Here is a 19,693-nt window from a genome sequence, read left to right as displayed (position 1 = left end):
GGAAGGAAAGAGCCTTACAGCCCGAACAGCGCCCGCGGCATCAGGCCGATCAGCGAGCCGGTCAGGCAGGTGGCCAGGAAACCGGCCAGCATGGCCTTCCACACCAGGCTCAGCACTTCCTGGCGGCGCTGGGGCACCAGCACCGAGAAGCCGGCGACGTTCATGCCGACCGAGCCGATGTTGGCGAAGCCGCACAGCGCATAGGTCATGATCATCCGCGAGCGCTCGTCGAGCGTCGCCGCGCCGGTCTTGGCCATCTGGATGAAGGCGGTGAACTCGGTGAGGATCAGCTTGGTGCCCAGCAGGCCGCCGGCGGCGCCGGCTTCCTTCCAGGGGATGCCCATCGACCAGGCCAGCGGCGAGAACACCACGCCCAGGCCGCGCGTCAGGCTCAGCGGCTGGCCGCCGATGGCCGGCAACATGGCCAGGAACTTGTCGAGCATGGTGGCCAGGGCCACGAACACGATCAGGGTCGCGCCGACGTTCAGCGCGATCTGCAGGCCGTCGGTGGTGCCCTTCATCACGGCGTCGATCGAGCTGCCGTAGGTCTTGTCCTCGGTGGCCAGATCAAGGTCGCCGCCCTTTTCCAGCGGGTCCGACGGCACGACGATGCGGGCCAGCAGCACGCCGGCCGGGGCCGAGATGATCGAGGCGGTCAGCACGTGGGCCGCGGCGTTGGGCAGCACGTCGGCCAGGATGGTGGCGTAGGCCACCATGGTCGAGCCGCTGACGCAGGCCATGCCGACCGTGATCAGCATGAAGAGCTCCGAGCGGCTCAGCTTGTCGAGATAGGCGCGGATGAAGATCGGGCCTTCGATCTGGCCCATGAAGATGGTGGCGGCGGTGGCCAGGGCCGGCGGGCCGCGCAGGCCCAGGGTCTTCTGGAACACGAAGCCGAAGCCTTGGGCGGCCCACTTCAGGATCTTCCAGTGCCACAGCAGCGCCGACAGGGCGCAGACCACCAGGATCACCGGCATCACGCGGAAGGCGAAGATGAAGCCCGCGCCCGGGTTGCTGACCGGATAGGGCTGGTCGCCGCCGGCCAGGAAGCCGAACACGAAGGCCGTGCCGGCCTGGGTGGAGGCGCCGAGGCCCTCGACCGCGCCGTTGACGCCGCGCAGCATCTGCTGGGCCTGAGGCAGGCCGAACAGGAGCACCACCAGGCCGACCTGGATGATCAGGGCGCCGACGGCCAGCACCCACGGGAAGCGCTTGCGGTTTTCGGAGACGAGCCAGCAGAGGCCCAGGGTGAGCGCCAGGCCGGCGAGGGCCTGGACGTTCTCAGGACGGAAAAGCAACGGCAGAACCTTGAATTATGTAGCGACGCCCCCGCGACGCCGACCAAGGGGCCAGTTTGTCCAACACAAGCGCGTCCGGCGCAAGCGGCTTGCTTAACCTTTGGCGTCGCGGGCGCCGGCGCCTCTCGGGCGGGCGACTGGCGTCAATATCAAGTCATAGCCCCCTTCCCGTTGGCGGATGGGGGAAGGGCCGGGGATGGGGGTGACACGGCGCCGGCCGGATAGCCGGTCAACGCAGGACCACCCCCACCCAACCCTCCCCCATCGAGGGGGAGGGCTTTCAGTCCGATCAGGCGGCGATGTTCACCGACTGGGTCGAGGTCGAGCTGCTGGAGCTGTCGTCGCTGGCGGTGCTGGTGGTCATCGCATCGGCCAGCTGCTGAAGCAGCTTCTGCATCATCTCCGACGCCAGGTTCGAGCTGGACAGGGTGTCCATCACGCTGGAAGCGCTGTCGGAGCTCGGATCCAGCAGGCTGGAGAATTCCGTGCTCGACAGGCTGCCGTCGCCGTCGCTGTCGGCCGCCGAGATCAGGCTGGAGGCGGCCGAAGCCGCATCGCTGCTGTCGGTGTCGGCCGCGGCCAGTTCAGCAGCCGAGACGGTGCCGTCCTGGTTGGTGTCGAGGGCGTCGAACACCTGGCTGGCCGCGGCTGCGCCGCCGGCGCCGCCACCACCGCCGCCGCCTTCACCACCGCCCGCGCTCTCGCTCGGCGGAGGTCCGGGCGGCGGACCGCCCATCGGACCCGCGCCGCCCGAAGCCTGGGCCAGGGCCGCGAACTCGTCGCCCGACAGCGTGCCGTCGCCGTCGCTGTCGCCGTCCGAGATCAGGCTCTCGACGGCCGACGACACGTCGTCCGACTCGCCCAGGGCGCTGCTCAGGGCCGTGGTCAGCTCGTCGCTCGACAGGGTTCCGTCGGCGTCGGTGTCGAGGGACTCGAAGATCCCCTGACCGCCGCCCATTCCCCCCATCTGGCTCGTGCCGCCTTCCTGCATGGAAAGCAGCGAGCCGAGGGTTTCGGAGCTGAAACTTTCGCCGCTGGAGCCTTGCGAGCTCATGGCGGGCGGCGGCGGGGGTGAACCGCTGCCGACCTGCATTTCTTGCCCAGCGGACGAGCCGCTGGACGAGGACGTCGCGCTGGCCGCGGACGTCGTTGAGGAGCTGCGCATCGACTGCAGCAGCTGCTGCATGATCGAAGAACTGCTCAGGCTGGAAACGCTCAAGGCGATTTCTCCTGGTGCCGGTGGACGCGCACGAAGCGCGAGAAACGCGCGCCCTTGCCCCGGGCGCGCTCCGACACCAGCGAAAAACATTCCACATTTCAGTGTGTTGCAGCGATGAAATGTGGATTTGAGAAGGTGGGGATCAATGACCGTCAAAAGGGGACCACCCCCATCCGTAAAATCCCCGCGAAAGCGGGGACCCAGGTGTTTTATCGTCGAGCGCCGCGCGTTTCAGAATAAAGCCTGGGTCCCCGCTTTCGCGGGGATTTTACGGGAGAGGCGCCTGCCCCCTTTGAACGCAAAACGCCGCGACAGCGGGTCGGCTGTCGCGGCGTCCTGTTTCTCAGACCCCCTCCCCACCTCCGTAGAAGTGAGAGGGATCGGGACCTACTTCCCCGATACCAGTTCCTTCACCAGCGCGTCGCGGCCGTAGACCTTGGTCAGGGCCTCGGTGATCGCCGCCGTCGAGACCACCACGGTGCGGTTGATCGACCCGTCATAGCCGAAGGCGCCGCCCAGCGAATGGATGTTGCCGTCGAAGGCGGCCCCGATCACCCGGCCCTTGGCGTCGATCACCGGCGAGCCAGAGTTGCCGCCGATGATGTCGTTGGTGGTGACGTAGTCGTAGACCGTCTTGGGGTTCAGCTTGTCCTTGGCGGCGATCCAGCGCGGCGCGGCCTCGAAGGGCTCGGCGCCGGTGACGCGGTCGTAGAAGCCGGCGAAGTCGGTGAACGGCGTGATCGTGCGGCCGCGATGGGTCCAGCCGGCGACCTTGCCGTACGACAGGCGCAGGGAGAACGTCGCGTCCGGATAGACGCTGTCGCCCAGCACCGCGAAGCGGGCCTTGGCGATGCGCTCGGCCGCCGCGTCGGTCGGCGCGGTGACGGTGGCCTCGTAGGTCTTGCGCACCTCGCGGCCCGCGCCTTCGGTCTTCAGCACGAACTGGATCATCGGGTCGTCCGAGGCCTGGACGGCGGCCAGGCCTCCGTCCCACAGCGCCTTGCGCACGGCCGGGTCGGCCAGCTTGCTGCCGGCGACCAGGCGGGCCGACAGCCCCTCGGGGCTTTCCTTGCCCAGCAGCAGCTTCACCGCCGGCGCGTCGGCGGTCAGGTACTCGCGGGTCTTCAGCAGCCAGTGCTCGAGATAGAGCTGCTCCAGCGGCGCATCGACCGGCTTGACGTCCAGCAGGCGCTTCTCGGCCAAGGGCAGGCGCGTGTCGGCATATTCCGGCAGGCGCTCGGCCGAGGGCTTGGCGCGCTCCTGGGCGCCGCGCACCAGCGTGCGGGCGTAGCCGTAGAGGTCAGAGCCGCCGCCGGCCGAGGTCTCCAGCTGGCGCATGGTCACGAACTGGTCGGCGAGCGCGACCTGCGCCTTGTCGATCTCGCCCCACGGGTCGCCGATCTCGGCCGACAGCTTGGGATCGGCGGCGACCTTGGTCTTCAGGTCCGTCTCGGCGGCGCGCTTGGCGTCCATGAACTTCTTGTCGCTCAGCACGAACTGTTGGCCGAAGAAGACCTTGAAGCTGTTCTCCACCCCGGCCAGCGGCTGGTTGGCGATGCGCTTGTTCTCTTCGCTCCGCTCGCCGAACTGGATCAGGCGGCCGCGCATCTCCGAGCGCTGCAGCTGGCCGACCGGGATGATCAGGTCGCGGTTGGTCTCCAGCTGCGAGACGGTCAGCTGGCGCTGGGTGGTGCCCGGATTGCCGGCCACGAAGGTCGGCTCGCCCTCGACCGGGGCGGTGGCGCGCCAGGTCAGGTGGCTGGGGGTCACCGCCGGCTTGCCGTCCTCGTACAGGCGCAGGAAGGCGCTATCGAGGTTGAAGCGCGGGAAGTTGAAGTTGTCCGGATCGCCGCCGAAAAAGGCCGTGGCGTATTCCGGCGCGAACACCAGGCGCACGTCTGCGTAGCGGCGGTACTTGTACACCTTGTACTGGCCGCCCCGGTAGAAGCTGATGGTCTGGCAGCGCAGGGTCTTGTCCTGGCCGCAGGCGGCCAGCTCGGCGGTGGCGAAGGCCGCGTCACGCGCCTTGACGAAGTCCTGGCCGGTCTTGCCCGCGCCCGCGGCCTTCACCTGGTCGGTGACGTCGACGATCGACAGCAGCACCTCGGCCTGCATGCCCGCGCACTTCAGTTCTTCCTCGCGCGCGCCGGTCAGGAAGCCGTCCTTGACGTAGTCCTTGCCCTCGCTCGACAGCGACTGCGAACAGTCGGCCACGCAGTGGTTGTTGGTCAGGACGAGGCCCTGCCCCGACACCACCGAGGCCGAGCAGCCGGTGGTCAGGCGCACGGCCGAGGCGCGCACGGTGTCGAGCCACTTCTGGTCGATGTCGACGCCGTAGGTCTGCTTGACCTTGGCCGAAGGGAAGTTGTCGAAGGTCCACATCCCCTCGTCGGCCTGGGCGGCGCCGGCGGCCGCGAACGAGAGCACCAGGGCCGAGGCGGCCAGAGTCGAAATCTTCATGAGGCGTCCTTGCCTAACGCGTGTCCCTGACGCGGATGATTACCTGGGCGTCGCCGATGCCGATACCGGCGTACAATGTAACAGTTCATAGCCAAGCCGAACCATCGCCGCCAGCCCTGTTTCAGAGGTCGGCGCGCCGACGCAACAAACGTGCTCACGCACGGCGTTTCGTCGAAGGGATTTAGCTTACCCCGATTTAACTTGGCCGCACGGCGATCCCGCTGTTCTCCTACAACCGTGAATTGGGGGAGCAGTCCGTAATGTCGTTGGCCTTGGCCACGTTGCTGTACGAGTGGCGTCGATACATGGCGGCCGTCGTCGCCCTGGCCTTCTCGGGCCTGCTGGTGCTGGCGCAGGTCGGCATGTTCGTCGGCATCGGCAAGGGCTTCACCGCCCAGATCGACCGCGCCCGCGCCGACATCATGGTGCTGGGCCCCGGCGCCAAGGCGCTGTTCGGCGGCCCCTCGGGCCTGCCCCGTCGGATGATCCCGCTGGTCTACAGCCACCCCGAGGTGATCCAGGTCGCCCCGCTCGACGGTTCGGGCGGCCGCTTCCAGAACATCCTGTCGCCCGAGGAGACGGCCAAGGCCGAGGCCCGCGCCAAGCGCGGCGAAAAGGGCGGCAACGGCCGCAAGACCGAATTCGTCAACGTCACCGTCATCGACGCCATCCCCGGCTACGTGACCGTGCCGACCGACTACACCAGTTCGATGATCGAGGCCCTGCGCCGCCCCTATGCCGTGGCCGTCGACCAGACCGCGCTCAAGCGCCTGGGCGTCAAGAAGGGCGACAAAGCTCTCTACAACGGCAAGACCATCACCATCGGCGTGGTCACCACCGGCTATCCCAACATCATCCAGCCCACCCTGGTGATGTCGCGCGACACCCTGCGGATGCTGGGCGAGGCCGACACCGGCCAGCGCGTCGGCCCGCTGATGGTGCAGATCCGCGACCCGGCCCACGCCGAGGTCGTCGCCGCCCAGCTCAACAAGAAGGCTGACGGCAAGTTCCGCGCCTGGACCCGCCAGGAACTGGCCGACGCCAATTCCGGGGCCATGCTGGAGGACCAGATCATCGGCATCATGCTGGGCTTCTCGGCGTTCCTGGGCCTGCTGATCGGCGTGGCCATCACCTGGCAGACCCTGCGCGGGGCGATCATGGCCAACATCAAGGAGTTCGCCTCCCTGCGGGCCCTGGGCGTCTCCATGGGCGACCTGCGCAACATCGTCATGGAGCTGTCCTTCTGGGTCGGGATCGTCGGCGTGTTCGCCGCGGGCCTGCTGACCTGGCTGGTCAGCCTGCTGGCCGTCGCCGGCGGCGTGCCGATGTACTTCCCGCCGGTGCTGGTCGCGGTCGTCGCCGTCTTCCTCGTCGTCATCGCCATGCTGTCGGGCTTCCTGTCGCTCGGCGTCCTCAAGAACAGCCAACCCGCGGACCTGCTGCGATGAGCGGAAACAACAACGCCCACAAGCGCGGCGAGACCGCCCTGGCCGCCAAGGGCCTGGTCAAGCGGTTCAAGACCGGCCGCACCTTCATCGAGGTGCTCAAGGGGGTCGACTTCAACGCCCGCCACGGCGACGTGACCATGGTCATGGGCCCCTCGGGCTCGGGCAAATCCACCCTGGTGGCGGCGCTCTCAGGCCTGCTCAAGCCCGACGAAGGCCACGTCTCGGCGCTGGAGGCCGACGACCTGTGGGCGCTGCCGCCCGGCCGCATCGACCGCTTCCGCCTGGATCACTGCGGCTTCATCTTCCAGGGCTTCAACCTCTTCCCCGCCCTCACCGCCAAGCAGCAGGTGATGACGGTGCTGAAGTACCAGGACGTCGGCCCCGGCGAGGCCGCCCGCCGCGCCCAGGCGGCGCTGGAGTCCGTGGGGCTTGGCCCCCGGGTCAACCAGCGCCCGTCGGAACTGTCGGGCGGCGAGAAGCAGCGCGTGGCCATCGCCCGGGCGCTCGCCAAGAACCCCAACCTGATCTTCGCCGACGAACCGACCTCCGCCCTCGACGGCAAGAGCGGCGAGACGGTGATCAAGCTGCTGCGCGCCGCCGCCACCGAGCGCGGCGCGGCGGTGGTCTGCGTGACTCACGACCCGCGGCTCGAGGCCTATGCCGACCGCGTCATCCACATCGAAGACGGCCGGATCCTGGACGACGTGCGCCGCACGCCGGACGCCGATCCCGCGCCGCTCAGCCACTGATTTCCCGGGGGAAGTTCCACATGCCCAGGTTCCTGCGCCGTCCGGCCTTCTGGATCGTCATCGTCGTCATCGGCCTGCTCGGCGGCGGCTTCTTCTACGTGAAGGGCCAGGCAGCCGAGAAAAAGAAGAAGCTGGAGGTCGCCGCCGCCCAGGAGGAGCCCTCCCCCTACGCGGCCATCGCCAACGGCAAGGCCGACGTCGAGGGCGGCGTGATCCAGGTGGCCGCGCGCCGCCAGGGCATCGTGCGCCAGGTCTTCGTGCAGGAAGGCGACGTCGTGGTCGCCGGCCAGCCGCTCGCCAAGCAGGAGGACGACGAGCCGCGCCTGGCCGCCCAGACCGCCGCCGCCAACCTCGCCTCCGCTCGCGCCCAGCTGGCCCTGCACCAGGTGCAGCTGCGCACCGCCCAGCGCGAGTACAAGCGCCTGCAGAACCTGTCGGCCTCCAACTTCGTCGCCGCCCAGCGCCTCGACCAGGCCAGCGACCAGATCGCCCAGGCCCAGGCCAATATCGGCGCCCAGCAGGCCGCCATCGCCGTCGCCACCGCCCAGGTCGGCCAGGCCAACTTCACCCAGGAGCTGACGGTGATCCGCGCGCCGGCCAACGGCCGCATCGCCCGCCGCTACGCCAATCCCGGCGCCGGCGCCTCGACCCTCAACGTCACCTCGATGTTCGATCTCGAACCCGACACCCAGCGCATCGTCCGCGCCGAGATCGTCGAGGCCGACCTGCCCAACGTGAAGCCCGGCCAAGAGGTCGAGATCCAGCCCGAGAGCGACCCCGACAAGGTCTACATCGGCCGCGTCCTGCGCCGCGCCGCCGTCTTCGGCGCCCGCAAGCTGGCCTCCGACGACCCCAGCCAGCGCAGCGACGAACGCGTCGTCGAAGTCGTCGTCAGCGCCGACGGCGCCCCGCTGCTGGTCGGCCAGCGCGTGCTGGTGAAGTTCATGAAGCCCGGCAAGAAAGCCGGCGCGAAACGCGACAAGCCGACCGCCCCGGTGGCCGGCGGCCTGACCAAGCCGAAGAAGACCTGACGACGAAGCCCAAGGCGGGGGCGCCCTTGACGCCCCCTCCCCGCCGCCGCACAAACGCGCGAAACCAAACACGCGTTTGAGGGAGACTTAGGGCATGGCGGACGACATTCGCTTCGACGGTCAGGTGGCGATCGTCACGGGCGCGGGCGGCGGGCTCGGGCGTCAGCACGCCCTGGAGCTGGCCCGGCGCGGGGCCAAGGTGGTGGTCAACGACCTGGGCGGATCCGTCGACGGCTCGGGCGGCTCGTCCGACGCGGCCAAGGCCGTGGTCGCCGAGATCGAGGCCTTCGGCGGGCAGGCCATCGCCCACGGCGCCTCGGTGACCGACGACGCCGGCGTCGCCGACCTCGTGAAGACCACGATCGACACCTGGGGCCGCATCGACATCCTGGTCGCCAACGCCGGCATCCTGCGCGACAAGACCCTGACCAAGATGGAGCTGGCCGACTTCGAGGCCGTGATCCAGGTCCACGTCTTCGGCACCTTCAAGCCGATCAAGGCCGTGTGGGACATCATGAAGGCCCAGAACTACGGCCGCATCGTCGTCACCACCTCGTCCTCGGGCATGTACGGCAACTTCGGCCAGTCCAACTACGGCGCGGCCAAGATGGCGGTGCTGGGCCTGATGAACACGCTGAAGCTCGAAGGCGCCAAGAACAACGTCAAGATCAACGCCATCAGCCCGGTGGCCGCCACCCGCATGACCGAGGGCCTGATGCCGCCGGAAGTGCTGGAGAAGCTGAAGCCGGAATACGTCACCCCCGGCGTCGTCTACCTGGTGTCGGAAGACGCCCCGACTGGCGCGATCCTGACCGCCGGCGCCGGCGCCTTCGCCCTGTCGCGGATCTTCGAGACCGAAGGCGTCTATCTGGGCGAAGGCGGGCTGTCGGCCGAGGAAGTCCGCGACAGCTGGGAGCAGATCACCGCCGAGCCCGGCCAGCAGGCCTATTTCAACGGCGGCGAGCAGGGTCAGAAGTTCTTCAGAAAGCTCGCCGGCGGCTGAAGCTTCCCTAAGGTAAAGCATTACGGCGCGGGCGCGGGATCCAGGTCTCGCGCCCGTCGCTTTTCAAAGCTGACAAAATTGTCAAAAGAGCGCCATTCGCGATTTAGGCGAATACATGGCTTTACCTAAGGGAAGGCCGCGTTTCTGACGTAACGACGAATAGAGTGAGACCTAAAAGCCGCCATTTCTTTGACGCGATGAACAAAATTCACCGCGAAGCGAATAAATAGCAACGTTTTTTGAAAAGATCAGTTAGAGGCGACAGCAACCTCCAGCGCTGCAAGGCGTTTGGCGGACCGAACAGCCTCCCCAAGCTCCCTTAGAAGGTGCGTCAGTCATGTCTCTCTCGCGTAAGCTCCTGGCCGCCGGCGCGGCCGTCGTCGCCCTCGCCGCCGCCTCGCAAGCCTCGGCCTCGGGCTTCTACCTGCAGGAACAATCGGTCCGCGGTTCGGGCCGCGCCTATTCGGGCGAAGTCGCCGACACCGGCGCCGCCAGCCTGTGGTGGAACCCGGCCGCCATCGCCAGCGTCGAGCACGCCGAAGTCTACGGCGGCCTGCACGCCATCCTGGTCAACTCGGACGTCAAGAACACCGGCTCGACCATCACCCGTCCGGGCCAGGCGACCACCGCCATCAGCGGCGAAACCCGCGAGAGCAACCCGATCCTGAACGGCCTGCTGCCGAACTTCGCCGGCGCCTGGCGCCTGAACGACAAGATCGTCGTCGGCCTGTCGACCGCCGCCCCGTACAACTTCACCACCAAGTACGGTGAAGGCAACTTCGCCCGCTACGACGCCCTGAAGTCGCGCCTGACCTCGATCGACATCCAGGGCACGGTGGCCTACCGCCTGACCGACCAGATCGACCTGGGCGTCGGCGTCAGCGCCGAATACGCCGATGCGAACCTGACCAACGCCCTGCCGCAGGTCTCGCCGCTGCTGGCCGACACCGGCCGCCAGTCACTGACCGGCGACGGCTGGGACTACGGCTGGACCGTCGGCGGCCAGTTCCGCCCGACCTCGACCCTGACCGTCGGCGCCAGCTACCGCTCGAAGATCGAACACACCCTGAAGGGCCAGGTGACGATCGCGGGCCTGAGCAGCGTCCTGGCCGCCAGCAACGGTTCGTTCGACGGTGAAGCCACCATCACCACCCCGTGGATGGCCACCCTCGGCGCCCGCTGGGCCGTGACCCCGAAGACCACCCTGAACGCCTCGGTCAGCCGCATCGGCTGGAGCGAGTTCGACGCCATCCGCGTCACCCGCGCCGCGGGCACCACCGTGATCGACCAGGACTACAAGGACATCACCACCATCGCCATCGGCGTCGATCACCAGCTGACCCCGCGCCTGACCCTGCGCGGCGGCGTCCAGAAGGACCCGACCCCGACGCCGGAAGTCGGCCGCACCGCCCGCGTGCCGGACGGCGACCGCATGCTCTACGCCGTCGGCGCCACCTGGGCCGCCAAGCCGAACCTGATGCTCGACGTCGGCGCCAGCTACATCGACTTCGACAAGGCCGTGATCACCCGCACCGACGTCTCGTACGCCGGCACCGCCGCGGCCACCACGACCGTACTGAAGGGCGAAGCCACCGGTTCGGGCGCCGTGCTCTCGACCGGCGTCCGCTGGACCTTCTAAGGCTTTCCAGCCTTGCGAAAACGGAAAGGCCGCCCGGATCGCTCCGGGCGGCCTTTTTGTTTGTCCGGGGGAGACCCCCTCCGGCCCTCCGGGCCACCTCCCCCAGAGGGGGAGGATTTACGCCGCGCAGATGCTCCCCCTCTGGGGAGCTGTCGCGAAGCGACTGAGGGGGTTTTAACCCCCGACCGTCGCCCAAACCGCCTTGGCCGCCTGCACGAACGCCTTGGCCGCCGCGCTGTCCGGCGCGGCCAGCACCACCGGCCGCCCGGCGTCGCCGGCTTCGCGCACGGCCATCTCGATCGGCACCTGGGCCAGCACCGGCACGCCCAGGGCCTCAGCCTCCGCGACCCCGCCGCCAGAGCCGAAGATCGGGATCGGCGCGCCGGTCGCCGGGTCGGCGAAGAAGGCCATGTTCTCGACCAGCCCCAGGATCGGCGTCGCGGTCTTGGCGAACATCGCCGCCGCGCGGCGAGCGTCGATCAGGGCGATCTCCTGCGGGGTGGTGACCAGCACCACGCCGTCGATGCGCAGCTTCTGCACCAGGGTCAGGTGGATATCGCCGGTGCCCGGCGGCAGGTCGACCACCATCACGTCCAGAGGCTCGACCTCGGAGCCCCAGGCCACGTCGTGGATCAGCTGGCGCACCGCCGACGAGGCCATCGGCCCGCGCCAGATCATCGCCCGGCCCTCGTCGACCATGAAGCCGATCGACATCAGCTTCACGCCGTGGGCCTCGAGCGGCAGCAGCTTCTTGTCCTCGAAGGTCGGCTCGCCGTCGACGCCCATCATCCGGGGCGCCGAGGGACCGTAGATGTCGGCGTCCAGCAGCCCGACCTTCAGCCCCAGCCCCGCAAGCGCGCAGGCGAGGTTCGTCGAGACGGTGGACTTGCCCACCCCGCCCTTGCCCGAGGCCACGGCGATCACGTGGCGCACGTGGGCGGGCTTTTCCGAGGCCGGCGGGGGGGCGACCTGGGCCTGCGGGTCGTCGGCCACCCGCGCGCCCTTGCGCACCCGGGTCGTCTCGGCCGGAGCCTGGGCGGTCAGCACCACCTGGGCCCGGGTGATCCCCGGCAGCGCCGCCAGCGCCTTCTCGGCCGCCTCGCGCACCGGCGCGTAGCCGCCCACGCGTGAGGCCGGCACCTCCAGCACGAAGCCGGCCTTGCCCTCGCGCACCACCAGCCCCTGCACCAGGCCGGCCTTCACCAGGCCGAGCCCCGTGGCCGGATCCTCGATGCGATCGAGGGCCTCGCGGGCGTCATCGGGAGTTGCAGAAGAGCTTGCGGTCACGTCAGTGTCTTGCCTTGTCGCGTGGGGGTCCTCATATCCGCGTGCGGGGTTTGTTTTACAACCCCGCCAGCCAACAAGCCTGAGGAGGTCGCCCCGCGGCCTCCGCACCAACAAGCCCAAGGAGGTTGCCCGCAACCTCCGCCAACAAGAACGAGCGACGGGAAGACAGCGCCGCCCATGCCCTGGAACGACAACGCCGGACCCGGCCCCTGGGGCTCGCCCCCGCCGGGCGACGACAAGAACGACGGCGGGCGCAAGTCCGACCCGACACGCCGCCCCCCCGGCCCGCCCGGCGTTCCGCCGCCGCCCATCGACGTCGCCGAACTGGTCGACCGCCTGACCGGTCGTCTGCGCGAGACCTTCGGCGGCCCTGGCCGCGGCAAGGCCATCGCCCTGGGCGCCGCGGCCGTGGTCGGCCTGTGGCTGGTGTCGGGCGTCTATGTCGTCCAGCCCAACCAGCAGGGCGTAGTCACCACCTTCGGCGCCTACAGCCGCACCAGCGATCCTGGCCTGCGCTACCGCCTGCCCTGGCCCATCGAGGACGTCGAGCGCGTGCCCGTCACCTCGATCCAGACCCTCGACGTCGGCGGCGTGCCCGGCGCGGAAGTCCCGGCCGAGCGCCTGATGCTGACCGGCGACGAGAACATCGTCGACCTCAGCTTCACCATCCAGTGGAGCGTGTCGGACGCCGGCAAGTTCGTGTTCAACGTCCGCGCCCCCGACGCCGTGATCAAGGACGTGGCCGAAAGCGCCATGCGCGAGGTGGTCGGCAAGACCGCCCTGACCCCGATCCTCACCAACGGCCGCGGCCAGGTCGAAAGCCAGACCCGCGCGCTGATGCAGCAGACTCTGGACCGCTACAACATCGGGGTCCGCATCGAAGGCGTCCGCATCCAGGTCGCCACAACCCCCGCCCCGGTGCTCGACGCCTTCCGCGACGTGCAGCGCGCGGCCCAGAACGCCCAGTCGGCGGCCAACATCGCCCGCGGCGAGGCGGCCACCGTCATCCAGCAGGCCAAGGGCTACCGCGAGCAGGTGGTGCGCGAGGCCGCCGGCGACGCGGCCCGCTTCAACCAGGTCTACGAGCAGTACAAGCTGGCCCCCGGCGTCACCCGCGAGCGCCTCTACATCGAGACCATGCAGCGCGTGCTGGCCAAGTCCAACAAGGTCATCATCGACAGCAAGGGCGCCAACGCCCCGGTGATCCTGCCGTCCGACACCTTCCGTCCGCGCGTCGCTCCCGCGCCCGTCGATGGAGCCGCCCGATGAGCCGCGTCCGCAATCCCAACACCCCGCTGATCGCGGCCGGCGCCACGGCCTTCGCCGCCCTGATCCTGCTGTCGACCACCGTCTACCAGGTCGACCAGCGCCAGCAGGCCCTGGTGGTGCGCTTCGGCGATCCGGTGCGCGTGGTCCTCGACCCCGGCCTCCACCTGAAGGCCCCGATCGACAAGGTGCTGCGCTTCGACAAGCGCAACATCGACATCGCCGCCAACCAGGAAGAGGTCACGGCCGCCGACCAGGAGAAGCTCGTCGTCGACGCCTTCGTCCGCTACCGCATCTCCGATCCGCGCCAGTTCTACCGCAAGCTCGGCCGCGAGAGCGTGGCCCGCGACCGGCTGGACCGCATCGTCAACGCCGCCCTGCGCGAGCAGATCGGCCGGCGGAACTCCGAGGACGTGATCGCCGGCAAGCGCGCCGAGATCATGGCCGACATCCGCACCGAGGTCGCCCGCCAGGTCGCCGGCTCGCAGCTGGGGCTCGAGATCATCGACGTGCGCATCAAGCGCGCCGACCTGCCCGAGCCCAACCAGCAGGCGGTGTTCGAGCGCATGCAGACGGCCCGCAAGCAGGAGGCCGCCGAACTGCGCGCCATCGGCGACCAGCAGCGCCGCGAGATCGTCGCCACCGCCTATGAGGAGGCCGAGAAGATCCGAGGCGAAGCCGACGCCCAGCGCGCCCAGCTGTTCGCCTCCAGCTTCGGCCGCGACCCCTCGTTCGCCGCCTTCTACCGCTCGATGCAGGCCTACGAGCAGTCGCTGGGCCAGGGCGACACCACCCTGGTGCTCTCCCCCGACAGCGCCTTCTTCAAATACTTCGACAAAGGCCCGGCAGGTTAAGATCCTCCCCCTCTGGGGGAGGTGTCGCGGAGAGACGGAGGGGGAAGCGGTTACGCCCCCTCCCGTAAAATCCCCGCGAAAGCGCAGCCGCCTGATCCCTCTCCCCTTGCGGGAGAGGGTGGCCTGCGAAGCAGGTCGGGTGAGGGGTCTCTCAGAACTGAAAACCGCTTGCGGCGGTCAAGCCGGGTGATGCGTCTCAAGTTTGAGAGACCCCTCATCCGTCGGCCTTCGGCCGCCACCTTCTCCCGCAAGGGGGAGAAGGATCGCTGACGGGGATCGAGCGCTGCCAATCCCCATCGACTGCGAACCAAACCCCAACCAATCCAGCCGCTTACAACTTTCTCACCGCCCTGGATCAGACGCGCCCAGAACCGCTGCATAATAACCCCGTCTCGCCGCACCGAAGGGGCGCGCGGCCAGCGACCATGCGGCGGTGGGATGCGATCGAGCGGGACTGGGGCGGATTGGGAAGATCCGTCGCGTCCGGGACCTGGCGCTGGCCAGGCCCGCCCGCCGTCGGCTTGGGCGAGGATTACAGAGCACCCCTCTCCTCGTCGCCGTCCAAACGGGAAACCCGGCGGATGGTCCTGGTAAGGCGTTAAGAGCGCCGCCGCCCGGGAAGCCGGCAGCCAAACGACCGCGCGGAGCGTCTAGGCTTCGTCGAAACGGTATCTGTCTACACACCTCCGGGCGTCGCCCGGGCGCTCCGCTCTCCTTCATCCACTCGCAGCGAAAGCGCGGGGACGAAGCGCCGTGCTTACCCCCTCAGTCGCTCCGCGACAGCTCCCCCAGAGGGGGAGCATCTTGAAGAGCGCCGCGCCAACCAGATCCTCCCCCTCTGGGGGAGGTGGCCCGGAGGGCCGGAGGGGGTCGCCGCAGGCGACTACCGCCGCTCCACCGTCTGGCGCGCCATCGGGGCCAGCTTGGCGAGCAGCTTGTTCTGGGCGGCGAAGGGCACGCCTTCCTTGTCCATCGCCCACTGCAGGTTCTCGACCAGGGCGTTGAAGTCGCGGGGCGTGATGCCCTGGTCCTTGTGGGCCTGGGTCATGTCCTTGCCGGTGTAGTCGCAGCCGCCGCCCAGCACGTAGCAGAACTGCTCGGTCAGGGTCCGCTTCAGGCGCACGACGTCGGCGGTGGCGAAGATGTCCTTGATGCGGGGGTCGGCGAGGTTGCGGTCCACCAGATCGCTGGTGATCCGGGCCAGGCCTTCGCGGCCGTGGAAGGCCTCGAACACCGCCCTGTCGCTCATCGGCGCCGCCCCGGCGTTGGCGTTGGACTGGACATAGGGGTCGACCGGCTGCTCGCCGGGCGGAACGGCGGCGTCCTGGGCCTGGGCGAGGCTCGAGAAGCCAAGAGCGAAACCAGCGGCCAGGGCTGCGCGGAGGGCGTTATGACGGATCATGCGAACGATCTCCTAGAAGCCGGCCTGCAGCGAGACATAGAGCCCGCGCTGGTCCTTGAAGGTGGCGATGTCGCCCAGGTCGACATAGGCCACGGTCACCGAGACGGTCTTGTTGACGGCGTAGGCGGCGAAGACATCGACCCAGTCGCTTTCCTTGGCGAAGCCGAGGTTGTCGGGCTTGGTGCGGTACTCGGCCCCCAGCGCCAGGCGCTTGCTGACCAGCCAGCCGGCCGAGCCCTCGAACTGGGCCCGGTAGCTGTCGTTCCTGTCGCCGCCGAAGCCCAGCAGGCCGGTCTGGTTGGCCTTGGTCAGCCGCACCGCGCCGTTGAGCAGCAGGCTCTTGTCGAGCAGCAGCTTGGTGGCGGCCGCGTAGTAGTCGACGCCGCTGTCGTCCTTGCCGCCCACGGCCCGCACGATCGCGCCCTGGTCGTTCTTCTTCCACTGGGCGCCGACAGCCACCTGCGGGACCCAGGTGTCCTGGTCATAGACCAGGTCGCCCAGCACCCGCACCTTCACGCCGACCACGTCCTGCTTGAAGGTGAAGCCCTTGCCGAGCCCCAGCTTGGCGCCCGTCGCCCCGGTGTCGAACTCCTGGCGGGCGAGCGACAGTTCAACCCGGTCGAACAGCCCCACCGCCCCGCCATAGGCGCGCAGTTCGTAGTCGGGCACGTTGACATAGGTGGCGTGGACCTTGCCGCCGACGCCGCGCGAGGTCTCGTTGCCGGCGATCACCGCCCAGGTCGACAGGCCTCCGCCGGCCCCGCCTTCCAGGGCGCTGACGCCGCCGGTCAGCAGCAGCTTGCCGCCGGGCTCCATCTCGCCGGCCAGGGCCGATCCGCCCCACAGCGCGCACCCCAGCGTCATGGCGCAATACGCACCCGCCAGCACCGCCGTCTTCGTCCCGCCCATGCCGCCCCGATCCCCGAAATCCATGCGGGCGACGCTAGGGACAAGACTTTACGTAATCGTTAGAACATCTCACCTAGGGTTAGACTTCAGCGCTGCGACAATTTGTCCATCAGCTTCGGGGAAATCATGCGCAAGATCGTCGCCAGCTCGATGAAGATCGCCTCAATACTATTTTCGGTTGCGATTTTCTCGACGCACGCCATGGCGGCGGACCTCACGCTCTCGGTGCGCGGGAGCGACGGCAAGCCCGTGGCCGACGCCGTCGTCACCGTCTATCCGGGCGGCCAGCCGACCAAGGGTCCGATCAAGTTCGACTGGCCCTATCGCGTCGCCCAGCAGAACATCCAGTTCAACCCGTTCGTGCTGATCGTCCCGGCCGGCGCCGAGGTCTCGTTCCCCAACCTCGATAAGGTGCGCCACCACGTCTATTCGTTCTCGGCCGGCAACAGGTTCGAGCTGAAGCTTTACGGCCGCGAGGAGAACCGGGTCGTGCGCATGCCCGCCGTCGGCGTGGCGGCCATCGGCTGCAACATCCACGACCAGATGGTCGGCTTCATCAAGGTGGTCGACACCCAGTACGCCGCCAAGACCGACGCCTCGGGCAAGGCCGTGATCCGCGGCGCGCCCGACGGCCCGGTCGTGGTCAAGGTCTGGCATCCCTATCTGCGGGCGCCCAAGAACGAGAAGACCGTCCCGCTCGCCGCCCTGCGCGGCGCGGTCTCGCAGGACGTCTCGATCGAGCTGCGCGCCCCGGCGGCGATGAGCCACTAGGGCCGACCCGATGTTCAACCGTCTGCAGACCAGGCTGACCGTCCTCTACGCCGGGCTCTTCGCCCTGGCGCTGGGGGCGATCGCGGTCACCGTCTACCTGACGATCGCGGCCACGGCCCAGCAGGCGGTGCGCCAGGAGCTGGCCGCCACCGGTGGCGTCTTCGACCGCGTCTGGGCGCTGCGCACCCAGCGCCTGCGCGACGGCGCCGACCTGCTGTCGCGCGACTTCGGCTTCCGCGCCGCCGTCGCCACCCGCGACGCCCCGACCATCACGTCCGCCCTGGCCAACCTGCGCGGCCGCATGGGCCTGGACCTGGCCGTGATGATGAACGTCGACGGCGAGCTGACCGGCGTCGATCCGTCCAAACTCGACGCCGAGCGCCTGTGGACCGCCCTCGACGCCGAGGACGGCGCCGGCGGCGTCTTCATGGTCGGCGGCGAGCCCTACCAGCTGATCTCGGCCCCGATCCTGTCGCCCACCCTCACCGGCTGGGTCGTGTTCGGCGTCCGCCTCGATGACCGCGAGATGCGGGCTCTGGAACGGTTGTCGGCGATCCGCCTCGACGCCGACGTCTTCAGTCGCGAGACGGGGCGCGACGGCGAGCCCTGGCGCGCCCAGGACGCCAGCCGCCAGACCCCCGCCCTCACCGCCTTCGTCGCCAAGACCCTCAAGGGAGACGGCGCCCCAGGCCGCGTCCAGGGCCCGGCCGGCGACGAACTGGTGCTGGCCAAGCCGCTGAAGGCGCTGGGCGGCGGCGCCTCGGCCCTGGTGCTGCGCTATCCCCTCGCCCTGGCCCTGGCGCCCTATCGGCTGCTGCTGGCCGCCGTGGCGCTGGCCGGCCTGGTCGGCGCGGCCCTGGTGATCGCCGCCAGCTGGATGCTCTCGCGGGGTCTCGCCCGTCCGATCGCCGAGCTCGACGCCGCCGCCCGGGAGCTGGAACAGGGCCGCGAGGTGCAGGTCGCCGTCCAGACCCGCGACGAGATCGGCCGCCTGGCCGAGAGCTTCAACCGCATGGCCGACGGCATCCGCGACCGCGAGGCGCGGATCACCCACCTGGCCATGCACGACGCCGAGACGGGCCTGGCCAACCGCCACGCCCTGGAAACCGAGATCGCCGCCCGCATGGCCGCCGATCCGAGCCAGCCGGTGATCATCGGCGCCCTGGGCCTGGACCGCTTCACCTTCGTGCGCGGGGCCATCGGCTACGCCCTGGCCACCGAACTGATCGTCGAGATCGGCGAGCGGGTCCGGTCGCACAATCCCGACGTCATGGTCGGGCGCCTGACCACCTCGACCCTCTGCGTCGTCTCCAGCTTCACCGATCTAGACGAGGCGGTCGCCGTCGTGACCTCGGCGACGCCGATCCTGGAGGCGCCCGTGCGCCTGGGCGGCGACCTGGTGGACATCCACGTCAGCAACGGCCTGGCCGCCGGCCGCCAGGGCGAGAGCGACCCGCACCGCCTGATCGAACAGGCGATGATCGCCCTGGACCAGGCCCGCGACGCCGGCAAGAAGGCCGCCGCCTTCGACGAGACGGCCTATGGCGACCCGGCCAGCAACCTCTCCCTGATGAGCGAGATGCTGGAGGCCGTGCGCACCGGCGCCCTCTTCCTCAACCACCAGCCCAAGCTGGATCTGCGCACCGGCGCGATCACCGGGGCCGAGGCCCTGGTGCGCTGGATCCACCCCACCCGCGGCTTCCTGGGTCCCGACCTCTTCGTCGGCATGGCCGAGGAGACCGGCCACATCCGCGCCCTCACCGACTACGTCATCGACCAGGCCATCGCCGACCAGCAGGTGCTGCGCGCCGCCGGCCACGACCTGCTGATGTCGGTCAACATCTCCGGCCGGCTGATCGACGACCTCGGCTTCGCCCGTCAGGCCATCGAGCGCGTCACCCAGGCCGGCGCGCGCATGTGCTTCGAGATCACCGAGACGGCCGTGGTCGGCAACGCCGCCGTGGCCCTGCAGGTGCTGGAGCAGTTCGCCGCCGCCGGCGTCGCCGTGTCGATCGACGACTACGGCTCGGGCCTGTCGTCCCTGGCCTATCTCAAGCAGATCCGCGCCGACGAGCTGAAGATCGACAAGGCCTTCGTCATGGGCATGGACCGCGAGGCCAAGGACGCCCTGCTGGTCAAGTCGACCGTCGACCTGGCCCACAGCCTGGGCCTCAAGGTCGTCGCCGAGGGCGTGGAATCGCGCGAGGCCCTGGCCATGCTGCAGGTCATGGGCTGCGACATCGCCCAAGGCTATCACATCGCCCGGCCGATGGGCCTGCCGGCCCTGACCGAGTTCCTGACCGCCTGGGGCGCCGAGGAAGAGGCGGCCGATCCCCAGGCCAAGAAAGCCTGAGCCT

At 69.2% G+C, this 19,693-nt stretch carries 15 protein-coding genes; 9 read left to right on the top strand and 6 right to left on the bottom strand.

Annotation, left to right across the window (positions count from 1 at the left end; genetic code table 11):
* Positions 1 to 14 precede the first annotated feature (14 nt).
* The 3 genes from AC2YHT_RS11025 to AC2YHT_RS11015 form a co-directional block, all read right to left on the bottom strand.
* The gene (locus tag AC2YHT_RS11025) at positions 15 to 1,298 is read right to left on the bottom strand and encodes a NupC/NupG family nucleoside CNT transporter (protein WP_110120624.1); all 1,284 of its coding nucleotides are present in this window, start codon (positions 1,296 to 1,298) and stop codon (positions 15 to 17) included.
* A 289-nt stretch (positions 1,299 to 1,587) separates the two neighbouring features.
* On the bottom strand, positions 1,588 to 2,517 hold the full coding sequence (locus AC2YHT_RS11020) for an EF-hand domain-containing protein (RefSeq protein ID WP_487289713.1): 930 nt from the start codon (positions 2,515 to 2,517) through the stop codon (positions 1,588 to 1,590).
* Between the two features lie 387 nt (positions 2,518 to 2,904).
* Positions 2,905 to 4,977, bottom strand: a complete 2,073-nt coding sequence (locus tag AC2YHT_RS11015) for a S46 family peptidase (RefSeq protein ID WP_487289711.1) — start codon at positions 4,975 to 4,977, stop codon at positions 2,905 to 2,907.
* A 260-nt stretch (positions 4,978 to 5,237) separates the two neighbouring features.
* Here AC2YHT_RS11015 and AC2YHT_RS11010 point away from each other — a divergent pair, with 260 nt between their 5' ends.
* The 5 genes from AC2YHT_RS11010 (at position 5,238) to AC2YHT_RS10990 (ending at position 10,847) form a co-directional block, all read left to right on the top strand.
* Positions 5,238 to 6,425, top strand: coding sequence for an ABC transporter permease (locus AC2YHT_RS11010; protein WP_487289710.1), 1,188 nt, complete (start codon positions 5,238 to 5,240; stop codon positions 6,423 to 6,425).
* Entirely contained in the window at positions 6,422 to 7,174 is a 753-nt protein-coding gene (locus tag AC2YHT_RS11005; RefSeq protein WP_487289709.1) for an ABC transporter ATP-binding protein, read from the top strand. The genes AC2YHT_RS11010 and AC2YHT_RS11005 overlap by 4 nt, the downstream gene beginning before the upstream one ends.
* 20 nt (positions 7,175 to 7,194) lie before the next feature.
* Positions 7,195 to 8,205 (top strand): HlyD family secretion protein, encoded by a 1,011-nt coding sequence (locus AC2YHT_RS11000; protein ID WP_487289708.1) that lies wholly within the window; start codon positions 7,195 to 7,197, stop codon positions 8,203 to 8,205.
* A gap of 94 nt (positions 8,206 to 8,299) precedes the next feature.
* A complete protein-coding gene (locus AC2YHT_RS10995) occupies positions 8,300 to 9,208 on the top strand; it encodes an SDR family NAD(P)-dependent oxidoreductase (RefSeq protein ID WP_487289707.1) in 909 nt (302 codons plus the stop codon).
* A gap of 337 nt (positions 9,209 to 9,545) precedes the next feature.
* The gene (locus tag AC2YHT_RS10990; protein ID WP_487289706.1) at positions 9,546 to 10,847 is read left to right on the top strand and encodes an outer membrane protein transport protein; all 1,302 of its coding nucleotides are present in this window, start codon (positions 9,546 to 9,548) and stop codon (positions 10,845 to 10,847) included.
* 174 nt (positions 10,848 to 11,021) lie between these two features.
* On the opposite strand, the gene AC2YHT_RS10985 is transcribed toward AC2YHT_RS10990, so the two are convergent.
* Positions 11,022 to 12,134 carry an Mrp/NBP35 family ATP-binding protein gene (locus AC2YHT_RS10985; protein WP_487289705.1) on the bottom strand — a complete coding sequence of 371 codons (1,113 nt, stop codon included), beginning with the start codon at positions 12,132 to 12,134 and terminating at the stop codon, positions 11,022 to 11,024.
* A gap of 177 nt (positions 12,135 to 12,311) precedes the next feature.
* Between AC2YHT_RS10985 and hflK the strand changes: the two genes are divergently transcribed.
* Positions 12,312 to 13,403, top strand: coding sequence for an FtsH protease activity modulator HflK (gene hflK / locus AC2YHT_RS10980; protein ID WP_487289704.1), 1,092 nt, complete (start codon positions 12,312 to 12,314; stop codon positions 13,401 to 13,403).
* A complete protein-coding gene (hflC, locus tag AC2YHT_RS10975; RefSeq protein ID WP_487289703.1) occupies positions 13,400 to 14,254 on the top strand; it encodes a protease modulator HflC in 855 nt (284 codons plus the stop codon). Before hflK ends, hflC begins: the two co-directional genes overlap by 4 nt.
* An 883-nt stretch (positions 14,255 to 15,137) precedes the next feature.
* Here hflC and AC2YHT_RS10970 read toward each other — a convergent pair.
* Together AC2YHT_RS10970 and AC2YHT_RS10965 are read right to left on the bottom strand one after the other, a co-directional pair.
* Positions 15,138 to 15,656 (bottom strand): group I truncated hemoglobin, encoded by a 519-nt coding sequence (locus AC2YHT_RS10970; RefSeq protein WP_487289702.1) that lies wholly within the window; start codon positions 15,654 to 15,656, stop codon positions 15,138 to 15,140.
* Between the two features lie 12 nt (positions 15,657 to 15,668).
* A complete protein-coding gene (locus AC2YHT_RS10965; protein ID WP_487289701.1) occupies positions 15,669 to 16,565 on the bottom strand; it encodes a DUF3034 family protein in 897 nt (298 codons plus the stop codon).
* 126 nt (positions 16,566 to 16,691) lie between these two features.
* Between AC2YHT_RS10965 and AC2YHT_RS10960 the strand changes: the two genes are divergently transcribed.
* Together AC2YHT_RS10960 and AC2YHT_RS10955 are read left to right on the top strand one after the other, a co-directional pair.
* Entirely contained in the window at positions 16,692 to 17,336 is a 645-nt protein-coding gene (locus AC2YHT_RS10960) for a cupredoxin domain-containing protein (protein ID WP_487289700.1), read from the top strand.
* Positions 17,337 to 17,346: 10 nt separating this feature from the next.
* A complete protein-coding gene (locus AC2YHT_RS10955; protein ID WP_487289698.1) occupies positions 17,347 to 19,689 on the top strand; it encodes a putative bifunctional diguanylate cyclase/phosphodiesterase in 2,343 nt (780 codons plus the stop codon).
* Positions 19,690 to 19,693 lie beyond the last annotated feature (4 nt).

Source organism: Caulobacter sp. SRI_008 (genome assembly GCF_057586355.1).
This window is presented reverse-complemented; position numbering and strand designations above follow the sequence as displayed.

Bases quoted from the DNA above. Each gene is read 5' to 3' on its own strand.
- AC2YHT_RS11015 (WP_487289711.1), bottom strand. From the start codon at position 4,977: ATGAAGATTTCGACTCTGGCCGCCTCGGCCCTGGTGCTCTCGTTCGCG.
- AC2YHT_RS11010 (WP_487289710.1), top strand. From the start codon at position 5,238: ATGTCGTTGGCCTTGGCCACGTTGCTGTACGAGTGGCGTCGATACATG.
- AC2YHT_RS11005 (WP_487289709.1), top strand. From the start codon at position 6,422: ATGAGCGGAAACAACAACGCCCACAAGCGCGGCGAGACCGCCCTGGCC.
- AC2YHT_RS11000 (WP_487289708.1), top strand. From the start codon at position 7,195: ATGCCCAGGTTCCTGCGCCGTCCGGCCTTCTGGATCGTCATCGTCGTC.
- AC2YHT_RS10995 (WP_487289707.1), top strand. From the start codon at position 8,300: ATGGCGGACGACATTCGCTTCGACGGTCAGGTGGCGATCGTCACGGGC.
- AC2YHT_RS10990 (WP_487289706.1), top strand. From the start codon at position 9,546: ATGTCTCTCTCGCGTAAGCTCCTGGCCGCCGGCGCGGCCGTCGTCGCC.
- hflK (WP_487289704.1), top strand. From the start codon at position 12,312: ATGCCCTGGAACGACAACGCCGGACCCGGCCCCTGGGGCTCGCCCCCG.
- hflC (WP_487289703.1), top strand. From the start codon at position 13,400: ATGAGCCGCGTCCGCAATCCCAACACCCCGCTGATCGCGGCCGGCGCC.
- AC2YHT_RS10970 (WP_487289702.1), bottom strand. From the start codon at position 15,656: ATGATCCGTCATAACGCCCTCCGCGCAGCCCTGGCCGCTGGTTTCGCT.
- AC2YHT_RS10965 (WP_487289701.1), bottom strand. From the start codon at position 16,565: ATGGGCGGGACGAAGACGGCGGTGCTGGCGGGTGCGTATTGCGCCATG.
- AC2YHT_RS10960 (WP_487289700.1), top strand. From the start codon at position 16,692: ATGCGCAAGATCGTCGCCAGCTCGATGAAGATCGCCTCAATACTATTT.
- AC2YHT_RS10955 (WP_487289698.1), top strand. From the start codon at position 17,347: ATGTTCAACCGTCTGCAGACCAGGCTGACCGTCCTCTACGCCGGGCTC.